We start from the raw sequence: 21,631 nt of genomic DNA, 5'->3' as shown, positions 1-21,631 counted from the left end.
CTCAATGTCCGATTTTCCGGCAGGTCCGCAGCGCTGATTGAGTGCCTGTCGGAAAATCGTCTATTGCCGACACCGACCAGCGGCGACCCGCATCCGAACCGTCAGTGGCGGTAACGCGCCCCGCGAGGACTCGCTAACGCCACTGACGGTTCGGTTGCTGCTCAACCCCCGTGTCCGGCGCCGGGGTGATCTGTGACGTCGAGGTGCTCCAGGAGATCGAGGAACTCCTCGCGGGCCGGGACGGGAGCGGGGGCGTAGGGCATGGCGGCCATCCTGACAGCCGAAGGCGGATGGACAAAGGCCGCCGAAACGCGGTGGGAGCCGGCCGCAACAATATGAAACCGCAGGCCAGACAGCAGGCCTAGGAAGCGAAGTTTCAGCTGCAGACCATCGCACGGCACATGGGACCTGCGGCCTAACGACTGGGCGGGCTTCAAACTGATCGGCTGGCCCCTGTTCGACCTCGCAACGGAAGGCACCACTGCCCCATGACCGAGTTCGCCACCTTCGACCTGGTCCCCCTCGACACCCGGGGCCGCCGCTCGTGGGCCGCCGAGCAGATCTGGCAGACCGCCCGCCACAAGCGCAACCGCATCGCCCTCGGCGTCCCGCGCTGGACCAGGAAGGGCGCGGCCGACTGGTCGCTCGAACTCGACCTGACCTTGCTGCCCGACGAGGGCTGCCGCTTTCGCTCCGCCGAACTCTCACTGGACCTGCCCGGCGCGATCCTGAGCGACCTGGATCCGGCGGTGCTCGACGACTGGGAACTGGTCGTCGCCGAACGGTCCGGCCCGCTCAGGGCCACCCTGGAACTCCCGGTAGGCGTGGAGGCTGAGGTGGCCCGCTCGCGCCGCACCGAACTGACCCGGGCGCTCGTGCGGTTGGCCGCCTTCGGGACGGGCACGAGCACCGCCGGCTGGCGCTTGCGGTTGACTGGCGCCAACGCGATCCCGATGAGCACCACAGGCTTGCGGATGCAGGTCTCGCCAGGGGAGATCGTGGGCAGCGAGATCACTTACGCGGTCGTGGCGCAGATCGAGGTGCTGACGTCGCTCGACCGATGGCTAACCGCTGTGTTCACGGCGTCACACGAAGGACTGCGCTGCTCGCAGGAATTCCCGCCCACCGGCTGAACGGAGGTGCATGCCAGCACCGATGCCCCGCCCCGGGGTGTGTGCGACCATCCGGCTGCGGCCCGGACGGGACTGATCGTCGACGATCACGACGCGTTCCGCTCCTCGGCCCGGGCACTGCTCGAAGCGGGGGATTTCGTCGTGGTCGGCGACGCGGTTACCGGCGCGGAGGCCGTCGTCGCCGCCGACCGGCTGCGTCCCGACGTGGTGGTGCTCGACATCCAACTTGCCCGACGCCGACGGCTTCGCCGTGGCGGCCCGTCTGGCCGGGCTGGCCGAACCGCCGGTGGTCGTGTACGTCTCCTGCCGCGACGCCGTCACCTACGGCCCCCGCCTGCGGGAGGCGCGTTTCCTGAGGTGTCGGTAAGACTGGTGCAACCAGGTACATGCGTTGGCGTTATGCCTGCTCAGCGCCTCGTCAGTGAAGGGCGCCGACCTACAGAAGGCACGTTCTGTTCTATGAACTCAGCCCGGCTGATCTGGGCGAGCGTGCTCGTTTGGGCCTGGTGACACGATTCTTACCGACACCCCAAATACGCAATACGGTAAAAAGGTTTAATTCGCCCAAAAGCTTTAAAAGCTCTTTTTTTGTTACTTCCTTCTTGATCGGCGGAACTTTTCGCTTCTCGACGTTGGGCACTTTTCTCTCCGAAAGACCGTTACAGCGGTAATGTGCCGATACGGTTTTCTGGTCTTTGACGCAGTCATCTCTTTGGCTTGCCGGGATACCCGTACGAAGAAAGGGTGGCATGTTCAGACGCGGTAAGTCACGGCAGGAACAGGCAATAACGCACCTTTCAGCGGCGAGAGACGATGCCGAGCTGATCTGGCAGGTCCAGCTGGAGTACGCCCGTGACATCGTCGCCCTGGCCTATCCCGGTGAGCTGGAACTGTTCGATCAGGTGGCGGCTGAATACCGTCTCGACCCTGGTCGCGTTCTGGGCCGGACACAGTTGCGCGCTCCCGTGGGAGCGGGCGTGGACCTGGTCTTGCTGACGCCGTACGTGTTGTCGGCGATATCGTTCCTGCTGGCGGCGGCGGCCACTCGAACCGCCGACCGGGTCACCGACGCGGCGCTCGACAAACTGGAGCGCTCGACGCGCGACAAGCTTGCCCTCCTGCTTCAACGCCTCCCTGGTCGATTGGCCCGCGGCCAAGACGCCTCCGTCGAGGTGACCTTGGGATCGAGTGGTGATCACGTCGGGCCGTCATGGCTTGATCCCTCCCAAGAACGCGAGCTTTATGCGGTGATGAAGGCTCGTAGTGTGGCCGAAGGGCTGACCGAGGCTCAGGCAGGCCGCTTGGCCGAAGCTGTGATCGGCGCACTGCGCCTGCGCGGGACGGATCCCCAAGCATGACGGCCCCCCCACACCTCGATCAGCCCGCCGACGATGGGGCCGTCCGCTCCCTTCATCGAGATCCCTTCGCCCTGCCCTCGCCAGCCCGTGGCCGTTATTTGCTGCTGGTGATCGTTATGCTGCTGGGCGGAGCGTTCGTCGGCCATAACATCCATAGTCAGGTCTGGGGAAAATCATGGGCCCACACGATGGATCAATGCCTCGCAAAGGACATAGCCGGAGACAGTGGTATAGGGTTTCCCTCCGATCTAGAGAGCATGCGCAAAAATCGTGATGACGTTGTCCGTAATTATCGGCAGCAGCGCGACTGCATGGCTCCGGTCGAGGGGCGCAGAGTGCTGTGGGCGCTAGGCGGCGCGCTGACGGTCCTCATGTTGGGGGTGGCATTAATGCTGTTGCTGCCCTACCGGCTGGTGCGTCGCGCCGGCCCGCTGCACCCTCTACCTCCTTCATGGATCGCCCGGGTGGAGGCGGCGGCCAAGGACATAAGGTTGCGGCGCGCACCACAAGCGGTCTTCGGATCATTGCGCCTGCAGGAGCCGTTCACCGTTGGTCGGCCGGGCCGGGCCCAGGTCGTCTTGCCGCCAGGCATCGTAGCCCTGCCGACTGAGCAAGCCGATGCCATCATCCGCCACGAGCTCGCCCACGTACGCGCCGGCGACGTCACCTTGGTGTGGCTGACACGCGGCGTGTGGTGGGCCCTGCCCCCGATCCTGCTGATCCCGCCGATCTTCACCTTCGCCCCGATCCTCGATGGCGTCATCGTGGACTTGCTCTTCGGTGACGACAGCCTGGCATCGAAACTCGAAGGGGTGGTGTTCATCAGCGCGGCACTGCTGCGCCATCCGCTCACACTCGACTACGGCATACGGGCTGCCTTGCTGCTCAGCGTGGTGGCGGGGATTTCACTGGCGGTGCTGCGTGCCCGCGAACATGAGGCCGACCTTCGAGCCGCTCGCGGGCACACCGGCGCTGCGCTGGTGGATCTGCTGCGTGGGCAGCCGGATGTACGCCGTTCCTGGTGGCAGCGCTTAAGGGCCATCCACCCGACTCCCGCCCACCGGATCGCCACGTTGCAACAACCCGGCCTGACGCTACGAACTTCCGCCATCGAGGCCTTCGTGGTGGGCATGCTGGCGACCACGGTGCTGTTCGACTTGAACTCCATGGCGCCATACGGTTTTTCCGAGTCCATGCCGACGGACAGTGAGATACGTGCGGCCGGACTGGTTGCCGGGTTGGTTGTGGCGCTGGGCTGGGGTACAGCGCTATGGCGCATGGTCGCGGCCGCCGAGATCGGCGGCCAGGCCGTGCGCACCCGTACGCTGACCTTCGCGCTGTGTGGTGGTGTAATCGTCGGACATGCGACATCCATCTGGAAGACTAATGCCAGCTCTCTCTTCAACTGGCTGATGCCGGTAACCCTGCCGATCGCGGTCGGCAGCGCGGGTCTGTTTAGCATCGCGTTCGCCAAACTGTGGGCGCGATCTCACCCCGGTGGGGGCCTTCTCACCCGGCAGGGATACGTGGTCGCCGTGGCGGTCAACATCGCGCTCTTCGTCGGCGGGTTCTGGGTCGGCGCGGACACCGCGACATCCCTCTCCATCCGCGAGACCTTTAGCGGCACTCAGCCCGATCCAGTCGACTGGTTCAAGGGCTACCTGGCCAGCGGCATATCCACTGGCAAGGAGACCGTGACCGCAGCGAGCTTGGCGGTCGTTGCCTTGCTGGCATGGCGGTGGATCATCCGAACACGCCAGTCGCTGGATCACCGGTCGTCCACAGGCGATGGGAAGGCCCGTGCTCGTCCACCGTGGTCACCCGCACGATTCATCGCCATCATGAGCGGCGTAGCAGCGGTTGCCGCCTTCGTGGTGCGCATCGCGATCACTTCTCCGGTACAGAAGAACAACCCCCACTACGCCTTCCAACTCGATCTTCTGGTTGCCGTCGGCGCAGGCGTCGCCTGCCTGATCGCACTACTGGCCTTGGCCGGCAAGGCTGGCCTGGCGCCGGGTATCGCCGCCGCCACTACTGCGACGTTCCTGACGGCCGTGGCGGTATGGCTCCGCTATCTCACGGTGTGGTCCTACCCCTTCGACGCAGTTACCGCGGTGGTCACGAACGCTTTGGGCATGATCGTTGTGATTGCCTTCACTGCGGCCCTACCAGCAGCACTCCTACCGTCACGCCCGCTGCCTCATCAACCGACTACCCGCTGGATTGCGATCGCCGCAGTCGCGCTGTCGTCAGCCGCGATCGGCATCACGATCTTGAACACTGGCGACCTATTACTCATAGGTAGTTGATCAACAACACCAGACCAGTCTTGCCCCGGCCAGTGCGCAACGGTGCGTTGGTTCACCTACCGACAATGGCTGACCCGCATCATCCGCGAGAGCAGCGAGTAACTGCACCACGAGCTCGATGACGGCGAGATTCGCCGACACCTGCTGTCGGCACTGTCACACCGCATCGAGGCGGGCCAGCAACGCTGCGGCGGCCGCCGACCGCGCGGCCGCCTTACTGGCCCCTCTCCCCTTGCCGCGCACCGGCGTGTTCGTGGCAAGCAGGCGGGTGAGGGCGGTTGCGGTGAAGGCCGGCGCGTGCGATGGGCCGGTCGACTCCACCGTCCAGGTGACCGTCTCGATGCGTCCCTGCTGGGTCAGCTCGTTCAACACGCTCACTGGATGACGCTCCCCCGACCCCACCCCGCCCGACGACTCTGCTGACCCCGACGAGCCCGCTGTCAGCGGCGCGGCTGCGGCCGGGCTGATTTGGATGCCCGCTTCCTTCAGCCATATCTTCAGGGTGAAGGTCTCCACGTTCAGGCTCTCGGCAGCCTGGCGGATTGTCAGCCCGCCGGAGAGCAGCGTCTGGGCGATGTCGACGACGCGGGCGCGTTCGCGGCGCCGCTCTTCTTCGGTGGGCAGGTCCATCCGGGCCGCGTGCTCGGCCGCCCCGGCCTCCAGCATCTCCCCGGCGCGCACCAGACAGGCGACGCTGCAATACAAACCGAGCCGGATGTGGCGGCCCTTGCCGGGGTTCCGGTAGTAACGGCAGAAAATTCAACGGATATCGCTTCGCGAGCGTCGAAGTGGAGCATCCGGTGAGGTCAGCGGCACCCTCGCCCCAGCCCGCTGCGCTCACCAACCGGCATACCAGCCATGCGACGCCCTCACATCGGAGCAGGTCAGGGGTATATCCGTTGGATTTTCGGCGATTACTACCGGGACCCCAGGACACCCTCGACTCCCCCGGAGGACACTCATAATGGCCATCCGCGTGCTCGTGCCCGACCAGGACCGCAACCTCCTCATCGTCCTGGAGGAGGTCGAGGAACTGCTTACGTTCGACCGGTAGGCGACGTCGCCCCCGGCGAGCTGCCGGACGCATTGGCCGGACGGGCCGCCCTGGAGGTGCTGTATCGGATCGGCACGGCCGTCCGCCCGCTCCAGGGCCGATGCGCGCCGTCGAGACTGGCCGTACCGGGCGGCTGCTGGCCCCCGACGGCCGCTACGACCACCTCCCGCTGCGCCTGGTCGACGTCAAAGCCGCCGACGTCGAGACCCTAGCTGCCGACGGGCGCCGCTCGCAGATCGTTATGCGCCTCGCGCAACTGGTCGAGCTGTTGGACCTAGCCGATGCCACCGAGACGACAACTAGATGAATGAAGATTTTGCGATTCTAATTTGCTCATGTAATAGCTGATTTTGTTGCTCAAATATGTCCTGATTTATTATTTGAAGTTGGGCCTTTTCGTGTAGCAGGCCAAGCTTAGTGGTCGCGATTTGGTAGTCAACCATTGCTCGCTGCCCTGTTTTGCCGCCGTGCTTTCTGGCCCATAGTCGAGCTTGACGGCGTTTGATAGGTGAAGAGAGCATCTCAACTTTATATGGACTTAAAAGCAGCTTGGGTTGGACCGGGGCATCTCAATCCAACCCACATGCAGAGGGGCCCGCCTCACTCCACCATCTCAGTCGATCCGTCCTGCGCACCCTCACCCACAATCGGGCTCTCCGCCAGCAGCAGACCCGCCGGCACCTAATCTAGGAGACCCACCGGCGGAACCTGCCAGCGGCTGGGCCCACGGAAGTCGACCGTGCTGAAGGAGTTTCAAGGTGCAATTTTAATTGAGGATTTTTTGCTCCGGCGCTGAGAATCACTGCGATGCAGAATTTTCAGATTCTATCAGGATGAACCTTCACAGGAAATCTTTCCAGAACGGGATGTCGGTGCTCAATCCTTCACTGTTGTCTTCATTATTGTTTATAAACTCTCGATCTATGTAATCTAGAATATTTTTTCCGTAACAGACAACATCCGTTCCGAGTATTGACAATACTGGGTTACCGAAGGAGCCTTGGCCGGAAATTAGGTAACGACGCGCATAAATTGGAATCGTTCGTGGCACTTCAGCTAGATGCTTCTTTGCGACAAATAAGGATTCTTCGATATTTTGTGGCCGGTCACCCCACGTGTGGTGCCAGTAGCCATCCGTTATTTCCTGTAGCAAGTATTCGATGGGGAGATTTATTTGGCCACGTAGCAGATCGGGATCGCCATTACGCCAGTCAGGCCAACCAAATATTGTCGCTTTATTCGGATCGTCATCGTATCCGTAAGCCCAGACGGGGAGGCCAGCGGCTAGGAATGATCGATGGTCATCGGCGAACTCGATCTGGAATTTTTGTTCAATAATCGAAAATTCTCTATCTGTTAGCCCTTGTTTAATTTTGACGAAATCGAGCCGTGCCAGCTGGCGTGCCGCCTCGGCCCCCAATGACAGCCCTTCATTTCTCATAAAGTCATCATACCTTGAGGTTGATTTTCTGGTCCTTGATGCCGCTCGAAAGATGCTCTTGGAGCAAGTGCCCTTTGAGGTCGGTAGCTGGGCTCTGTCTAAAAAATGCCCAAATTGCTTTATATCTATGGGTTGTATGGGTGGATGGTTTGATAGTGGTCATTGGTCCACCCGAAGTCCCCATGGCTGTTTCGCAAGATCCTATCCTTGCCCGTTCCTCCGGGAACCTCCCATTCTGTAGAGCCGCCCCAGCGTCTCTTCACGGCCAGCGGGACATCTTTTCTCTCGCCTGTCCATATTTTTTGTACTCCATTGTTTGTTCGAGGGGTTCCCTTCCCGTCCTTAATCTTGCCGATAGCATCTCGGAAAATGTTTGGCGGCTGTTGCGGAGAAGCCGCACTTCTGTTTGGGGTTGACTTCTTTCCTGCCCCCCCGCTCCGAGCGCCACCTCGCCCTCCGCCTTTTATGGCGCCAGACGTTAATTGATTTGTGAACCAACAGGCATCGAAGGCCATTCCTTCAAGGCCGGAGCATGGCTCTTTGTTTATAAATGCTTGGCCATCCCCATAGCCGTCTTCGAATGCTTCGGTGCCCGTATCCCCGAAATGGGGGCGATTGCATGGTGGATGCTCCCAGCAGGGATCATAGGAGGTTGTTGCGTCGTTAATTCCCGAGATGAGCCCGTCAAGCCAGTCCCAGAAATCTCCGTCGGGGATGCTTGGAGGTAACGGGGGGTTTACGGGAGGCGGGGGGCTGGTGGAGATGGGCGGGGTGTAGTCGACCGGTTCGGTGTTGCTGCCCGGCCCGGAGTTTGTGGGGTCGTCCCAGTCGGATCCGCCATTGCCGATGTTCGGGCTCTCGACGGTGTTGAGAATGTTGCTCCTGGGGTTATGCGCTTCTATGAGTTCATCGATCGTATATACCCTCTCCTTGGGCGGCTTCGGCTTCGGCTTCGGCTTCGGCGCCGGCGCCGGCGCCGGCGGCTTCGGCTTCGGCGGCGGTGTCGGTTTGGGTGGGGTTGGCTTAGTCGGGTTTTTGCCTCCGCTGGGGGGCGGGTTTCTCGGTGCGGAATCGGAGTGCGGGGTGGCAGTTACAGAGCCTGCACCGCGAGGTTTGTCGTTGCCGGAACCTGTGCGGGGTTTGTCGTTGTCGGGGCAGCCGCCGCCACCGGGGTCCATCGGGGGCGCCATCGCCATCAGCATCCCTGGCACCTGGCCTGCTTTTGCCCGGGTGTCGGAGTAGCACGGGGCATGGCCGCTGGGGTCGGTGTGGACCAGGGGGCTGGCGTTGGCGTAGGTGTAGCGGTTGGCCTGGATCGAGGGGGTGGGGGCGAGGGCCCAGTCGTCGCGGGAGGTGAAGGCGCCGGTGCCGGGCTGGTACCAGCGGGCGTGCATGTTGACCTTGCCGGTGTCGGGGTCGGTGTATTCGCCCTGGTAGCCGAGGGTGCGCTGGGTGCCGGCGTGATGGGTGGGTTTGCCGAAGGGGTCGTAGGCGACCGAGTCGACCAGTGCGGTGGCCGAGAAGGTGGCGACCAGGTCGCCGTGCTGGTCGCTCATGGTGGCCAGCGCCGGCCCGGCGCCTTCTTGGAGGCTGAGCAGGCTGCCGGAGGGGCCGCGACCGTATTTGGCCAGGGTGGTGTTGGCGCCGTCGGCGATGGTGGCGATGTCGTTGTCCAGGCCGGAGTAGACGAACCGCCGCTGATCGGCGCCCTTGGTGCGGGAGGTCACCCGGCCCAGCGCGTCGTAGCCGTAGTTGGCTTCTCCGTCGGAGATGAGCCGGTCGAAGGCGTCGAAGGCCAGGGTGCGGGTGGTGCCGGCTTTGGTTTCGGTGGCGGTGGTGCCGCGGGGGGTGTAGGTGTAGTCGGTTCCGGCGCCGGAGATGAGCCGGTTGCGCTGGTCGTAGACGAAGGTGTCGCTGCCGGCGCCGGTGCGGTTACCGGCCTCGTCCCAGGTGTAGGCGGTGGTCGCGCCGCCGGGTGCGGTCCAGGAGGTCAGCCGTCCGGCGTGGTCGTAGCCGTAGGTGTTGGTTCCGGCTCCGGCGGTGCCGGTGGTGGTCTTGCTGGTGAGGTTGTCGTCCTTGTCCCACCCGTAGACGATTTTCGCCAGTTCGGTGCCGGAGCTGTTCTTCACCGTCTGGGAGGCGGGCCGGTTGACGGCGTCGTAGCCGTAGGTCTGGGTGTTGACCGGGGAGGCGGAGGTTTTGCTGGTGAGCCGGTCGGCGTTGTCGTAGCCGTAGGTCCAGGTGCGCCCGGTCACCGGGTCGCTGGCGGTCTTGAGCCGGTCGGCGACATCCCAGGTGTAGGTCGCGGTGCCGGTCGGGTCGACGCGCTGGGTGGGGTTGCCTGAGGCGTCGTAGGCGTAGGTGGCGACCTGGTTGGTGGCTTTGGACACCTTGGTCAGCAGGCTACGGTCGTTGTACTCCAGACTGTAGTCACCGACCGCGGTGACGCGGCTCGCGGCGTCGTAGGTGAGGTTGCGCTCCGGGGTGGTCACCGAGGCGCCGCTGCCGGTTTGTGTGGTGAGCCGGCCCAGGTGGTCGAAGGTGCGGTCGATGCGCACCCCGCCCGGCTGCAGGGTCGCGGTGGTGTTGCCGGCGGCGTCGTAAAGGCTGGTCCAGGTCCGATCGGCCGCGTTCGGGTGGGCGCTGGTGGCCGGTTCGATGACCGATTCGACCAGGCCGAGGGTGTTGTAGCTGGTCCAGGTGGCGTTGCCCCGGCCATCGGTGGTGCGGGTGCGCGCGCCGGTGGCGTCGTAGCCGAATGTCGAGGTGATCGAGGTGCCGGCTGTGACCGGTTCGACCAGGGAGGTCATCCGGTCGGTGGCGTCGAAGGTGCGCCGGGTGATGCGCCCTTCACCGGAGGTGGTGCTGGTCGCGTTACCGGCCAGGTCGTAGCCGAACTCAAAGGTGCGCACTACCGTGTCGGTCGACCCGATCTTGGTGAGGTCTTTGGCGGCGATCTGACGGCCGGCCAGGTCGTATTCGGCCTCGGTGGCGTTGCTCAGCGGGTCGGTGACCCTCACCGTGCGGCCCAGGATGTCGTAGCTGAAGGTGGAGGCGTGCGTCAGCGGGTCGGTGATCGAGGTGGGCTCCCCGGCCGCGTTGACTATGTAGTCGGTGGTCTTGGTGCTGGAGCCGGGGCCGGGGGCGACGGTTTTGGTGAGGTTGCCGGCGGCGTCGTAGGTCAGCTTGGTGGTGTGCGCCGCGGTGGTGGGGGTGCGCTCGATCTGCGTCGCGGTGATCTGACGGCCCAACCCGTCATAGGTCGCCTCGGTGCGAGCGCCGGTGGGATCGACTGCGGCCAGTTGCTCGCCGCGCAGGTTGTATTCCGCCGTCCAGGCGCCGCCGGGCCCCGACGGGCCGGGGTCGGTCACCTTGACCGCGCGGCCCAACGCGTCGTAGGTGGTGGAGGTGACGTAGTTGCGCTCGTCGGTGACGGTGGTCAGCTGACTGGCTGCGTCGTACCCGTAGCTGATCTTCGGGATCAGCGCGGTGCCACCCGGCGGGGTGTAGGAGGGCGAGGTGGTCGAGGTCAAACGGCCGGCCTTGTCGAAGGCGGCGGTGAGGGTGCGGCCCTCACCGTCGACGGCGTGGGTGGCCAGGCCGGCGCTGTTGTAGCCGTAACGCACCGTGGGCCGCCCGGTGACCGCTGTCGCGTTCTTCTCGATCGTCACCTGCGGCGCCTTGGCCTCCACCAGCCGCCCGGCCAAGTCGTAGCGCATCGTGGTGGTGAAGTCCGCGGCCGTGGCTCCGGAGGCGTTACCGCGCGGATCGGTCGTCGCGGTCAACAAGCCCCGGTCGTCGTAGGTGCGGGTGGTGACCAGGTCATCGGCGCCGTTCTCCACGGTTTGCCGGTCCATCAGGCCCAGCGCGTTGTAGGTGTAGGCGGTGGATTCGGTGCGGGCACTGCCCGCCCCGGTGAAAGTCTCCTTGAGGACGTTGCCGGCCGCGTCGTAGGTGTAGGCGGTCTTGCGGCCGAGTCTGGCGGGATCGAACGTGGTGGAGGTCAAGCGGCCGGCCGCGTCGTAGACGTAGTCGGTGGTGACCTTCTCACCGCCGCTGTCTTGGCCGGCCACCAGGTCGTCGGTGATCTGCTTGACGAGGTTGCCGGCCGCGTCGTAGGTGTTGGCCTGCACGACCACATCCGCCGTAGCCGTTGTCGCCTCATTCAGCAGCAGATCATCGCCGATGACCTCGGACAGGCGGTTGTCGGCGAAGTAGGTGTAGCGGGTTTTACGGCCCATCACATCGGCTCGCCCGCCCAGACGCCCTCCGTCATCGTAGGAGCGCGCCTCCAGCACCACGTCCTGGGCTGGTTTGGGGGCCAGCGGGCTGCCGGTCCAGTTTTTAATCGTCGTTGAGGTCAACTCACCGCGTTTGGTGTAGCCGTAGGCGAAGACGGTGCCCAGCTGATCGGTCGCCGACACCCGCGCCCCTGTGCTGTCCCACGTTGAACGGGTCACCCCGCCCTCGGGGTCGGTGACCGTCTCCAGGCGCCCCTTGGCGTCATAGGTGTAGCTGACCGTCCGCGCCGCATCGCCGCCGGTCAGATCGGCCACCGTCTCCGTCAGCGTGTCGCCGTCGGCGGTGTAGGTGTAGGTGGCCTTGGCGGTGTGGGTGACATTGGTGACCTCGTTCTTCACCCCCGGATCGGTTTGCGTCAGCAACCGCCCGGCCCCGTCGTAGGTGAACGTCGAGGTCACCCCAGCCGGGTGAGCCGCCGACACCTCGGTGCGCGAGATTACCCGGCCTATCGCGTCATAGCCGAACTTCACCACCAGCCCTGATGGGCTGGTCTGCTCGACCAGATCTCCGGCGGCACTGTAGCGGTAGGTGATCTCGCTGTCCTTGGCATCCTTCACCGACTCCACCAGCCCCGCAGGGGTGAGACCACCACCGATCGCGGCCTCAGTGCCATCGGTGTAGGTGGTGCTCGTCGAGCGACCGGCGGGGAAGTCAGGGGTGGCTGGGGTGGTGTGCTTGGTCACCTCCCCTTGAGGGGTGTACTCGGTGGTGGTGACGTAGGTGTTGTCGGTGGCGTTCGCTGAACGGGCATCCCTGCGCGTCACGGGACGGTCGTTGCGCGGGTCGAACTCATTGGCGTTGTTGAGGTAGAACCCCTGGCGGGTGGTCTGGCAGTTTCCCGTCGCCTTGCAGGTCGTGGTGGCGGTGACGTTGCCGCGAGCGTCGTTGACCTGCTCGGTGACGACCCCGTTGGGGTCGGTGACCTTGGTGAGGAAGCCGCCGGTGTCGAACTCGTACTTGGTGATCTTTCCCAGCTGGTCGGTGCGGCTGACCGGGCGGTAGCCGCGCCAAGCGTCGTGGCTGTAGCCAAGGGTGTTGTTGTTGGGGTCGGTAACCGTGACCGTGGACAGGCCGGTTTCCTGGACGTAGACGGGCTGGCTGATCTTCCAGGTGCCGCCGTTTTGGTCGGTATGGGTGCTGATCCGCTCGGTGCCCGCGTCGTAGGTGTTGGCCGCCCACACCCGCTCGGACGGCAGGGTGATCTTCGTGAGCTTGTGCGGCGCCTCGGCGCGCGCGGCGTAATGCAGCGCCACCTCGGCCGCGGTGAGCGGCTTGCCGTAGATCGCGACCTCGTCAATCAGGCCGCGGAAGGGAAACTCCTGCGTACCGGTCCCGGTCGGCAGGCCAGGAGCCGATCCGCGGGCGACGGTACCGGTGCCGATCGCGGAGTAGGGGCGCCAGGAGTCCACCTGGGCGGTCATCGTGCCGATCTGCGCACCGTCCAGATACAGCACCTGATCGGTGCCGGCGGCCGTCAGGGCCACGTGGTGCCACTGGTCGTCGTTGACCACGGTCGTCGACCCCATGGGGGAGGCGACGGTTTTGAACGCGCCGCGCAGCTTGCCGTCGGTGCCGACGTACAAGATCGGCCCCTCCGGGACGATGCTGTAGTCCTTCGAGGCGGCCAGCAGCACCCCGGAGGTGGTGGTCTTGAACCACATCTCCGCCGAGACCTGATCACCCAGATACGACAGCACGTTCCCCGGCATGATCACCAGGGAGTTGTTGAACTCCGCCGCCGTGTCGGGGGTGCCCGCCAGCGCGCCGGGCCTGCCGCGAGTGACGCCGTTGCTGTACTGGCCGCTGCCCGCCCCCGAGCCCAGGTCGGCTGCCGTCGACCCGGACGCCTCGCCCAGCCGCCAGTAGCCGTAGGGTTCGCTGTCTTGGACGATGCCGCGGTACTGCGAGCCGCTGTCGTAGGTGTAGCGGGTGCAGTTGGGGGCGGCCACCGGCGCGCACACCGCCGTGAGCTTGTCGCCCTCGTAGTGGTAGGTCCACGTCACCGGCGAGCCGTCCAGCGGGTCACTGGAGACGCTCGCCACGTGCGCGCCGCTCCAGGTGAAACTCAGCGACCGGCCACCGGCCGCGGTCACCTTCTCCAGCTTGCCGCCCGCACCGTAGAGGAGGTCTTGGGCCCGGCCGTGGGCGTCGGTCACCTTCGTCAGTCGGCCCTGGGCGTCGAACACGTACACGGTGGAGGATTTGTCCATCAGTTTCCACCCGCCGCCGGTGACGTCGGCCAAGGTGGCGTGCATGCCCGGTGGCGGCTGGAAACTTCCGTTGCCGTTGGCGGCGAACCGCACCCGGCGCCCGTCGGGGTAGGTCACCAGCGCGCTGGTAAGGTCACCGCGCACCTCGCGCACCAGCTTCATGTCCCAGCGCGTCGACCAGCCCGCACCGAAGATCCCATCGGTGCGGGCGTCCATGCTGTTGTAGGAGCGCGTCACCGACAACGGCGGACCGGACGTAGCCACCGACAAATCCGTGGCCTCGGTGGTGTAGTTGCCCGGCATTTGGTGGAATTCTTGGCCGTTGACTCCGCGCGCAGCCAGCTGTGAGCCGATCACCGGCTGGCGCACCCCGGTGGTGAACGACCTCGCCGACGAGGTCGTGCTCAGGTTGTTGCTCGTGTCGGTGGCGGTGACGTTCCACCAGTACTGTTTGCTCCACGCGAGCTTTCCCGAGGGAACTTCCCACTCTCCCGAGTAGTAGTTCGTCACCGTACCGGACGCGGGACACGTCCCGGTCATCGCCGCGTTGTCACACACCTTGAAGGTGAAACGGATCAACACCGGGGACGTGATGACGTCCCTACTACGACCTGTGGCTCGCAGCGTCGGCGTCCGCGACTCCATCAACGTCCCGTCGTAGGGGTAGGCGAGATCCACCGCTGGCGATTGGTGGGCCGAGCAAGGTCCCTGTTTCGCCCATGAAGTGCCGCGCCACCCCGGAGGCTCCCCTACCGTGCTGTTGAAGCCAATCACCTTCCACACGTTCATGCCATAGACGACCACGTCCCCAAAGCCATAACGTCGGGTCGAATCCCAATATGGGTAGTCCGTACACCAGATGGTTGACGTCGATACCGCCCCAGTACCGGTGGCGGCCGCGCCCTGCCGTTCGGCCCGTCGGCTATCTGACGGAGTGGAGCCGCCCTTTCCGGTTCCGGTCCCCAAAGCCCGAGCACCTTCACCGCTGAGCCGCTTCTCAAGCGGCAACGCGTCCTTGCTGCTTCGGATGTCCTGCTCAGGCCCCTTGGGCAGCCTCACTGTCGTGGTGGTGGCTGCGGAATCCACCAGGGAGGGAAATCTCGCCGCCGACCCGGTCAGCTGATCGGGGGTGTCAGGGGTGCCGTGAAAGAACGTGGCCGATCGCACTGCGGCGGACACGGGAACCGCCTGGAACAGCAACAGCCCCGGGGTCACAGCCGTGATGACGGCCACCGACGTCCATTTCTTTATGCGGGCTGAAAACGACCATGACAAACTCCGGCGCATATCCCGTCATCCTCCGAACACCTCAGCGCGAGCAGGAAGGCCCTCGCGTTACCCCGGTCCGTCGTGGCGTCTCGGCCAGGCCGAAGACGACGGTTCGGAGTGCAGGACAAGTAAACGATCATGCAGAGCCGGTTCGCGTCGTTGCGTGAGGGGTCAGACGCAGAAGCAGTCGTCCTCGTATGTCGTATATGCGAGCGATGTCCCGGCACGATCTTGAGTTTGAGGGGAGCGCAGGGGAAAGTCGTTGATTTTTCAGGCCGGGTTTCTTGTGTTTGCGGGCTCGGTGGCGCGTAGGGCGGCCTGCCGGTGTTCGATCGGTGTGACGCCGTAGTCGGCGCGGAACGCGCGGGTGAAGGAGGGGGCGTCGGTGAACCCCCAGCGGCGGGCGATGACGTAGATGGCTTGCGAGCGCAGGGCCGGGTCGGCCAGGTCGCGGTGACATCGGGCGAGGCGGCGTTGCCGTATCCAGGCGGCCACGGGCAGGTCTTCGTTGTGAAACAGCCGGTTCAGCTGGCGACGGGAGATGTCGTGTGCTTCCGCGATCATCTGTGGTGTCAGGTGCGGGTCGTGGAGGTTGTCGGCGATGAACGCCCGGATCCGCAGCAGCAGCCCGTGGTGGCGCGCCTCGGGGGGCACCGGCGCATCGCCCGCCATGTGACCCAGGAGAACGGAGAGCAGGTCCAGCAGCGCACCGCTGAGCCGGGCCTCGCCCGCGCTCTCGGCGCTCTCGGCGCTCGAAGGAAGAGCCGCGCGGGTTATCAGGCGGGAGAGGATGTCGCCGAGGCCGTCGCTGTTGCTGATGCCGGCGCCCAGGAGCGGTGTGATCTTTTTCGGCGCGAGCGGAAGGTGCGTTTTCGGGATCGAGACCAGCACCTTTCGGCTCCAGAGCGTCGGGGTGATCATGTGGGCGCTGAAGGGTGCCGAGGAGTCGTAGATGACGAGGTCTCCCGCGCTCAGGCCCACTTCCCTGTTGGCGTAGGTCAGTCCCAGGGTTCCGCGTTGCACGAGCGCGAGGAAGTACATGTCGGGATCGCCGCGGCGGATCAGGTCCGAAGATCGTGTGGAGGTCAGGGCTGAGCAGGTGACCGTACTGACCTGCACCGATCCATGCGCCCGCAGGCGCATTGACCCGTGGAAATCATCTTGGTATGCGGAGTCCACCGTGGTCGGGATAAGCGACGCGGCGGCCAGCTCACACCAGCTGGCGAACCGCTCGGATACGGGAAGGGTGCTGCTGTGGAAGACCAGATCTGTCAACGGGAGCCTGCCTGCCTTCCGGGATCCTGCTCGTCTTCAGTGTTACGCCCTAGGCTCAGGAAATTTCGATCACGACACCATAACGCTTTATCCTTGAGTCTTTTCCCTCTGAAACCGCAGCTCACGGCGCATGAATTAGTGAACGTGAAGCCGTTGTCCCCATGCGGCATTTCCACTGACTACGGCCAGCCGAGGAGAGTCCGGCGACCAAGCGGCGGCTCTACGGTGAACGGCTCAGCACCCCGCCACCCGCGCGCCAACGACCAGTTGACATGCGGCCCCGGCGCGCCACCCCACAGCTCCCTGGATAAGTACGATTATCCGGGGAGTCTCGGTAGGATCTCCCCGGATAACCACCGGGCGCAGGCCGGGCTAACGCCGGAAAAACTCCCCGGATAATAAGGGGAGGGGTCCGAAGGGTGACCGCGAACACCGATAGCAAGATCAACAATGGCGGCGACGGCGAGACCGGCAACCAGGTTGACGGTCGCGATGGCGGCCGGGATGGCGACCGAGTCGACAACCGCGTTGCCGATCGGAGTGACTCCGGAGCCGGCAACGTGGTGGTGCTTCGGCCCCGTGAGCCGGGGTCGGTGGCGGCCGCCGCGGAGACGGCGTTGGCCGCGTTCGGCACACATCTTGGGCGAGCAGAAGCGCGGCGACGGAAAAGAGACGGAGATGAGTGATCTCATCTCGTGAACCTGGCACGGCCGTGGTCATGAAGGGGTTGCCGTGGTGTCTGGGAGAAATACGGCAGCGACCCGCACGCGACGATCACGTGCGGGCCGCCGCCCCTTTGTCTATTGGGCGAATTCGAACTTGAGACACGGCCGGACGAAGTCCGGCCGTGTCTCGCTATTCGCAGCGAGTCGCGGTGTCGGTGCCCGGACCGCCGTTGCATGCGTCGGTGCCGGCGCCGCCGTCGAGTTCATCGGGGCCGCCTCCGCCATTCAGCTCGTCGGCATCGGCGTCACCACGCAGTTCGTCCTCGCCGTTACCGCCGTTCAGCTCGTCGGTGCCGGCGCCGCCGCTCAGGTCGTCGCCACCGTTGCCGCCGTTCAGCTCGTCGGCGCCGCTGTCGCCACGGAGTTCGTCGTCCCCCGCGTCTCCGCGGAGCATGTCGTTGCCGCCGGTGCCGCGAAGAGTGTCGTCGCCGGGCCCGCCGCGTAGGTCGTCGGCGTTCCCCGTGCCGCGCAGTTCGTCGTCGCCCTCGCCACCCAGCACGAGCACCTGCTGCCCAAGCACCGGGGTGTTCACCACGATGACGTCGTCCCCGTCCCCGGCCACGACCTTGATCTCCGTGGCGGGCGCGGCGGTCACGGAGTCACCGTTGGGGGTGCAGCCCTGAATCTGACCAGCTTCGTCATGCAAAATTGTGAGGGCGGCGTCCTGAGTGATGGTGAGTTCGTTGGCTACGCCGGGCTCCGCTGTGTAAGTGAGCTGCCCGGTCTTGGGGCCCTCCTTGCACGTTCCGGCGGTAACCAGTGCGGTCGTCGCCGAGGCGGGAGTTGTGAGCGCGGGAAGCAGCAACAGCGTGGCACCGACGAGCAGAGCTGCTGATCGAAGGCGTGCGGAGATGGTCATCGGGAGTTCCTTCTTTCGTGAATTTGTACGGATGGTGATCACGCGGATCGGTGCCGCAGGAATAGTTCGACCCCCACGGCCATGGCCCAGACCGCGATGACGGTGGTGAGAATCAGTGGCTGTGCTGAAGGGCGTGTCATGGCTCTGGGGAAAGGGGCTGTCTTGAGGGAGCCGACGATCTGGTGGGCGTCGCGTGTCCAGGCATCAGGCCAGGTGGATTCGGCTGGGCGTCTTCTTGGAAAAGGGGTAGGCGGAGCGTGATGGCGAGCAGCAGCCAGAACAGTCCCCAGCCGGCGATGATGTAGTAGTTGGGCCCTCCGGTGGCGGTGAAGACCGGTGCCATCACCAGCAGAGGGTAGAGGCCACACAGCAAGGGGATCAGGCGCTGCGGCCCTTGCCAAACGTGTTCACGCAAGACGGCGACACCGGTGATTGTCATGCCCAGTCCGATTACCGGGCCCGCCGCGTTGAACAGCGGGGCGAGGATCGTGAGCAGGATTTGGGCCAGTACCTCACCGGTGACGAGCATTCCCCAGCCGAGCACGGCGATCCCGACGCCGATCCTGGCGAGCGGCCCCTTGCCTGCGGCCCCGCTGGTGCCTAGCGCGAGCGCTACGAGGAGGAAGGTGAGGTGAGCGGTACCGGCGAGCGCGTTGGCCAGGGCGAAGCCGGGCTCGCCCGGATCCTTCGGAACGGCCGCTTGTACGACGGCGCCGACGACGTGTACGAGCGCGCCGACGATGGCTGCGTTGGCGGCCAGATGAACGAAACGGTTGGGCATCGCGGTCTCCACGGGTTTTGGTGGTCGATGCCGACGCTATGAACCCGTGCCTTTTGAGGCATCCGCCGAATTACTTCCCCGGGCTACTCAGATGCGCTGTCACCCAGGTGGCGATCTGGCTGCGCCGGGAGAAGCCGAGCTTGGTGAGGATGTGCTGTACGTGGTTTTGCGCTGTGCGCTCAGAGACGAACAACGTGGCCGCGATCTCGCGGTTGGTCATCCCGGCTGCGACATGCCTGGCTACCTCGACCTCGCGGCTGGTGAGCGGCAGGGCGGTAGCGGCGTCGAGTTCAGCCGAAAGCGCGGCGGCCCGCTCGATGTAGGGTGCCATGCCCAGGGCCCGGGCCGTGCGGGCCCAGCCCTTGATCAGGCCACGTGCGCGAAGCAGGTCATCGGGTTGGCCTCGCCGTACCAGGACGGTGCTCAGCTCGCAGCGTGCCTCCACCAGGAACCCTTCGGCGCCGCTGATCCGGCAGCTCTCCGCCGCCTCGTCGAGGTCAGTCACCGCGGCGTCGAGATCGCCCAGGAAGGCGGCGGCACGGCCGAGCGCCAGTTCGACGGGACCGTTGTAGCTGACCACTGTCAGCCCGGAGACGACGTGCAGTTGTCGATGGGGCAGCAGCAACTCGCGCAGCGTCGCTACGTCATCGCGCTCACCGAGAGCGATCGCGACCGAGACCGCGAAGGTGTGGCAGACCAGCCGGAAAAACGGCGGCGGACGCCAGCTTTCCACAGGGCCAAGGGCGCGATAAGCCATCGCTGCTTGGTCCAGCAAGCCCACCCCAACCAGGCCGTAGACAGGACCAAGACGATCCATGATCCCCATGCTGTCCAGCCGCGCAAGATTCGGCCGCTGTCTTTCTGCCTCGGCCCAATCCTGCCGGCCCTGGTGGTGGTCAAGCAGCGTCAACAGGGCCATTCGCGCGGGAATCGCTGCGGGCAGGCGGGTCGGCGCGATCACCGTATAAGCCTCGTCGAGGTGTCGGTGGGCGTCCGCGAAGAGCCCTCTGGCCTGGGCGAGTACCGCATGACAGCTCATCAGGTGCCAGCGGGCCAGCGGTCCGCCCACGTGATCGACCGCCTGGGCGAGCCGTTCGATCTCGGCGCCCGCCTCAGCGAGATTTCCTCGCTCAAAGCACGACTCAAAGCGCCACAGCCGGCCCCACATCTCGGTGGACGGGCTGCGCAGCAACCGGCCAGCCTCCACCATCCGCTCAGTCAGCTTGACCCGTTCCTCGACACCGTCTGGCCCGCTGCGGACCAGCCGTCGCGCTCGTAGGGCGGCGACGAGCACGTCCGGCGGGCCTTGATCTAGCGCCTCCTGGAGAGCCTGGCCACTGGCCACGTTCGCGTGATCATACTCATCCAGGTACATCCCAGTCTCGGCCAGGCGAGCCAGCAACCGGATGCGCAGGGCCGACGGCTGCGTGCCCAAGCCATCCAGTGCCTCCTCACAGAGTCGGCGCAATGTGGCGTCGTGACGCGAGTCAGCCACGCACTCCACTGTCAGCGCGGCCTCGCCGATCAGGTCGGGGCGGCCGAGCCGCCGACCAACGGCGGCTGCCGCGACGCACATCTCAAGGGCGGGACCTACCTCGCCCGAGCGGTACAGAGCATCAGCGAGCCCGCTCAGCAGCCGATAGCCGTCAAGGTCATCGAGGTCATTACCACCAGTCTCCAGTGCCACCCGGTACTGTCGCGCTGCCTCTTCAAATGCGAGCCGATGCAGCGCGTCATCCGCGGCGCGCTCGATCCAACCGACCGCCCTGAGCCGATCGCCGAGCACAGCCGCCGCCGCCCAGTGGTGAGCGAGCTGGGCCAGGTGCGGCCCGAGCCGGCCAGTGTGCAACTCCTCGATCACCTCGGCCGCTGCCTTGTGCAGCGCGGCGGCCTCGCCGCCGGTCAAGTCAGCTTCGACGGCGTCGCGGATGAGGGCATGGGTGAAGCGATAGCGGCCAACTGCGTCGGCAGGCTCAATCAACCCGGCGGCCACGGCCTCTTCCAGTGCCTCCAAGCACACTCGGTCTTGGCTGCGGGCAGCGGCGGCGACCCCAGTCGCCGGAAAGTCCTGCCCGACGATCGCTGCGACCCGCAGGTGGGACCTGCAGACCGGCGATAGCCGTGCCGTGCGCAGCGCGATCGCCGCCCGCACGCTCAGCGGCACCACGGCCGGCAACCGCCATCCGCCGTCCTCTGGCAGCATGCGCGCCAGTTCTCCGACGAAGAACGGGTTCCCGCCGGTGACCTCATGCACCCGCCGTACGACATCGGACGGGGGAGACACGCGGGTGATCCCTGCGAGGTGTGCGCCGACGGCTGCCGCAGTCAGGCCCGCCAGATTGAGCCGCTCGGTGACGGACTCTCTGACCAGATCGGCCACGATCGACCCGATCGGCCCGTCGCCCGCGTGCTCACCGCCACGGTAGCTAGCCAGTATGACGAGTCGGCTCCTGGAGAGGTCGCTCGCGAGGTGGCGCAGCAACAACATCGAGGGCCGATCAGCCCAGTGCAGGTCGTCCAGAATGACCGCCAGACCGCGATCGGCAGCTGCCGTACGCAGGAGTCTGCTCACCGCGTCGAACAGCCGAAACCGCTCCGCCATGCCCTCCATGTCCTCGCCGTCGTCGGACGGACGGCCAGACGACAATCTGGCGAATGGATCAAGTGCGCCCGTGGCGAGTGTGTCAACCACCTGCCGCCACGGCCGGTACGGTGGCGCACCGGCCGTCTCCGTCGCCCGGCCCCACACGACCGGCACCCTGCGGGCCCGCGCGTACCGCTCGAATTCCTCGGCCAGCCGGGTCTTCCCGACCCCCGCCTCACCTCGACACAAGACCAGTCGCGGCATGCGTTCCAACGCACCGGCCAGCACCCCAACCTCACGCGTCCGGCCGACCAGATCCACCTCCTGATCG

At 65.4% G+C, this 21,631-nt stretch carries 13 protein-coding genes and 1 pseudogene; 7 read left to right on the top strand and 7 right to left on the bottom strand.

The annotated features are described in order from the left end of the window. Positions 1-488 precede the first annotated feature (488 nt). From AC5L38_RS41395 to AC5L38_RS41375, 5 genes and pseudogenes are all read left to right on the top strand, one after another. Positions 489-1,133, top strand: coding sequence for a hypothetical protein (locus AC5L38_RS41395; RefSeq protein ID WP_495248289.1), 645 nt, complete (start codon positions 489-491; stop codon positions 1,131-1,133). Between the two features lie 6 nt (positions 1,134-1,139). Further along, positions 1,140-1,307 (top strand): annotated as a pseudogene (locus AC5L38_RS41390) (hypothetical protein); the annotation flags it as partial. Positions 1,308-1,359: 52 nt separating this feature from the next. Beyond that, a complete protein-coding gene (locus AC5L38_RS41385; protein WP_495248297.1) occupies positions 1,360-1,500 on the top strand; it encodes a hypothetical protein in 141 nt (46 codons plus the stop codon). Between the two features lie 382 nt (positions 1,501-1,882). Next, entirely contained in the window at positions 1,883-2,491 is a 609-nt protein-coding gene (locus tag AC5L38_RS41380) for a hypothetical protein (RefSeq protein WP_495248288.1), read from the top strand. Positions 2,492-2,598: 107 nt separating this feature from the next. After that, the gene (locus tag AC5L38_RS41375; RefSeq protein WP_495248296.1) at positions 2,599-4,800 is read left to right on the top strand and encodes a M56 family metallopeptidase; all 2,202 of its coding nucleotides are present in this window, start codon (positions 2,599-2,601) and stop codon (positions 4,798-4,800) included. A gap of 156 nt (positions 4,801-4,956) precedes the next feature. On the opposite strand, the gene AC5L38_RS41370 is transcribed toward AC5L38_RS41375, so the two are convergent. After that, on the bottom strand, positions 4,957-5,481 hold the full coding sequence (locus AC5L38_RS41370) for a putative dsRNA-binding protein (protein ID WP_495248287.1): 525 nt from the start codon (positions 5,479-5,481) through the stop codon (positions 4,957-4,959). 473 nt (positions 5,482-5,954) lie between these two features. Here AC5L38_RS41370 and AC5L38_RS41365 point away from each other — a divergent pair, with 473 nt between their 5' ends. After that, positions 5,955-6,161 (top strand): hypothetical protein, encoded by a 207-nt coding sequence (locus AC5L38_RS41365; RefSeq protein ID WP_495248286.1) that lies wholly within the window; start codon positions 5,955-5,957, stop codon positions 6,159-6,161. 534 nt (positions 6,162-6,695) lie between these two features. Here AC5L38_RS41365 and AC5L38_RS41360 read toward each other — a convergent pair. The 3 genes from AC5L38_RS41360 to AC5L38_RS41350 all read right to left on the bottom strand — a co-directional run bounded on the left by AC5L38_RS41360 (position 6,696) and on the right by AC5L38_RS41350 (position 16,351). Beyond that, the gene (locus AC5L38_RS41360) at positions 6,696-7,295 is read right to left on the bottom strand and encodes a hypothetical protein (protein WP_495248285.1); all 600 of its coding nucleotides are present in this window, start codon (positions 7,293-7,295) and stop codon (positions 6,696-6,698) included. A gap of 125 nt (positions 7,296-7,420) precedes the next feature. Further along, the gene (locus tag AC5L38_RS41355; RefSeq protein ID WP_495248284.1) at positions 7,421-15,040 is read right to left on the bottom strand and encodes an RHS repeat-associated core domain-containing protein; all 7,620 of its coding nucleotides are present in this window, start codon (positions 15,038-15,040) and stop codon (positions 7,421-7,423) included. A gap of 306 nt (positions 15,041-15,346) precedes the next feature. Next, on the bottom strand, positions 15,347-16,351 hold the full coding sequence (locus AC5L38_RS41350; RefSeq protein ID WP_495248283.1) for an AraC-like ligand-binding domain-containing protein: 1,005 nt from the start codon (positions 16,349-16,351) through the stop codon (positions 15,347-15,349). A 419-nt stretch (positions 16,352-16,770) separates the two neighbouring features. Between AC5L38_RS41350 and AC5L38_RS41345 the strand changes: the two genes are divergently transcribed. Continuing rightward, a complete protein-coding gene (locus AC5L38_RS41345) occupies positions 16,771-17,037 on the top strand; it encodes a hypothetical protein (RefSeq protein ID WP_495248282.1) in 267 nt (88 codons plus the stop codon). A 169-nt stretch (positions 17,038-17,206) separates the two neighbouring features. On the opposite strand, the gene AC5L38_RS41340 is transcribed toward AC5L38_RS41345, so the two are convergent. From AC5L38_RS41340 to AC5L38_RS41330, 3 genes are all read right to left on the bottom strand, one after another. Next, a complete protein-coding gene (locus AC5L38_RS41340; RefSeq protein WP_495248281.1) occupies positions 17,207-17,935 on the bottom strand; it encodes a calcium-binding protein in 729 nt (242 codons plus the stop codon). Positions 17,936-18,071: 136 nt separating this feature from the next. Further along, a complete protein-coding gene (locus tag AC5L38_RS41335; RefSeq protein ID WP_495248280.1) occupies positions 18,072-18,716 on the bottom strand; it encodes a hypothetical protein in 645 nt (214 codons plus the stop codon). Positions 18,717-18,786: 70 nt separating this feature from the next. Next, complete coding sequence (locus AC5L38_RS41330) at positions 18,787-21,621, bottom strand: helix-turn-helix transcriptional regulator (RefSeq protein ID WP_495248279.1); 2,835 nt, start codon at positions 21,619-21,621, stop codon at positions 18,787-18,789. Between the last annotated feature and the right edge of the window lie 10 nt (positions 21,622-21,631).

It is taken from the genome of Streptosporangium nanhuense, assembly GCF_059358815.1.
This window is presented reverse-complemented; position numbering and strand designations above follow the sequence as displayed.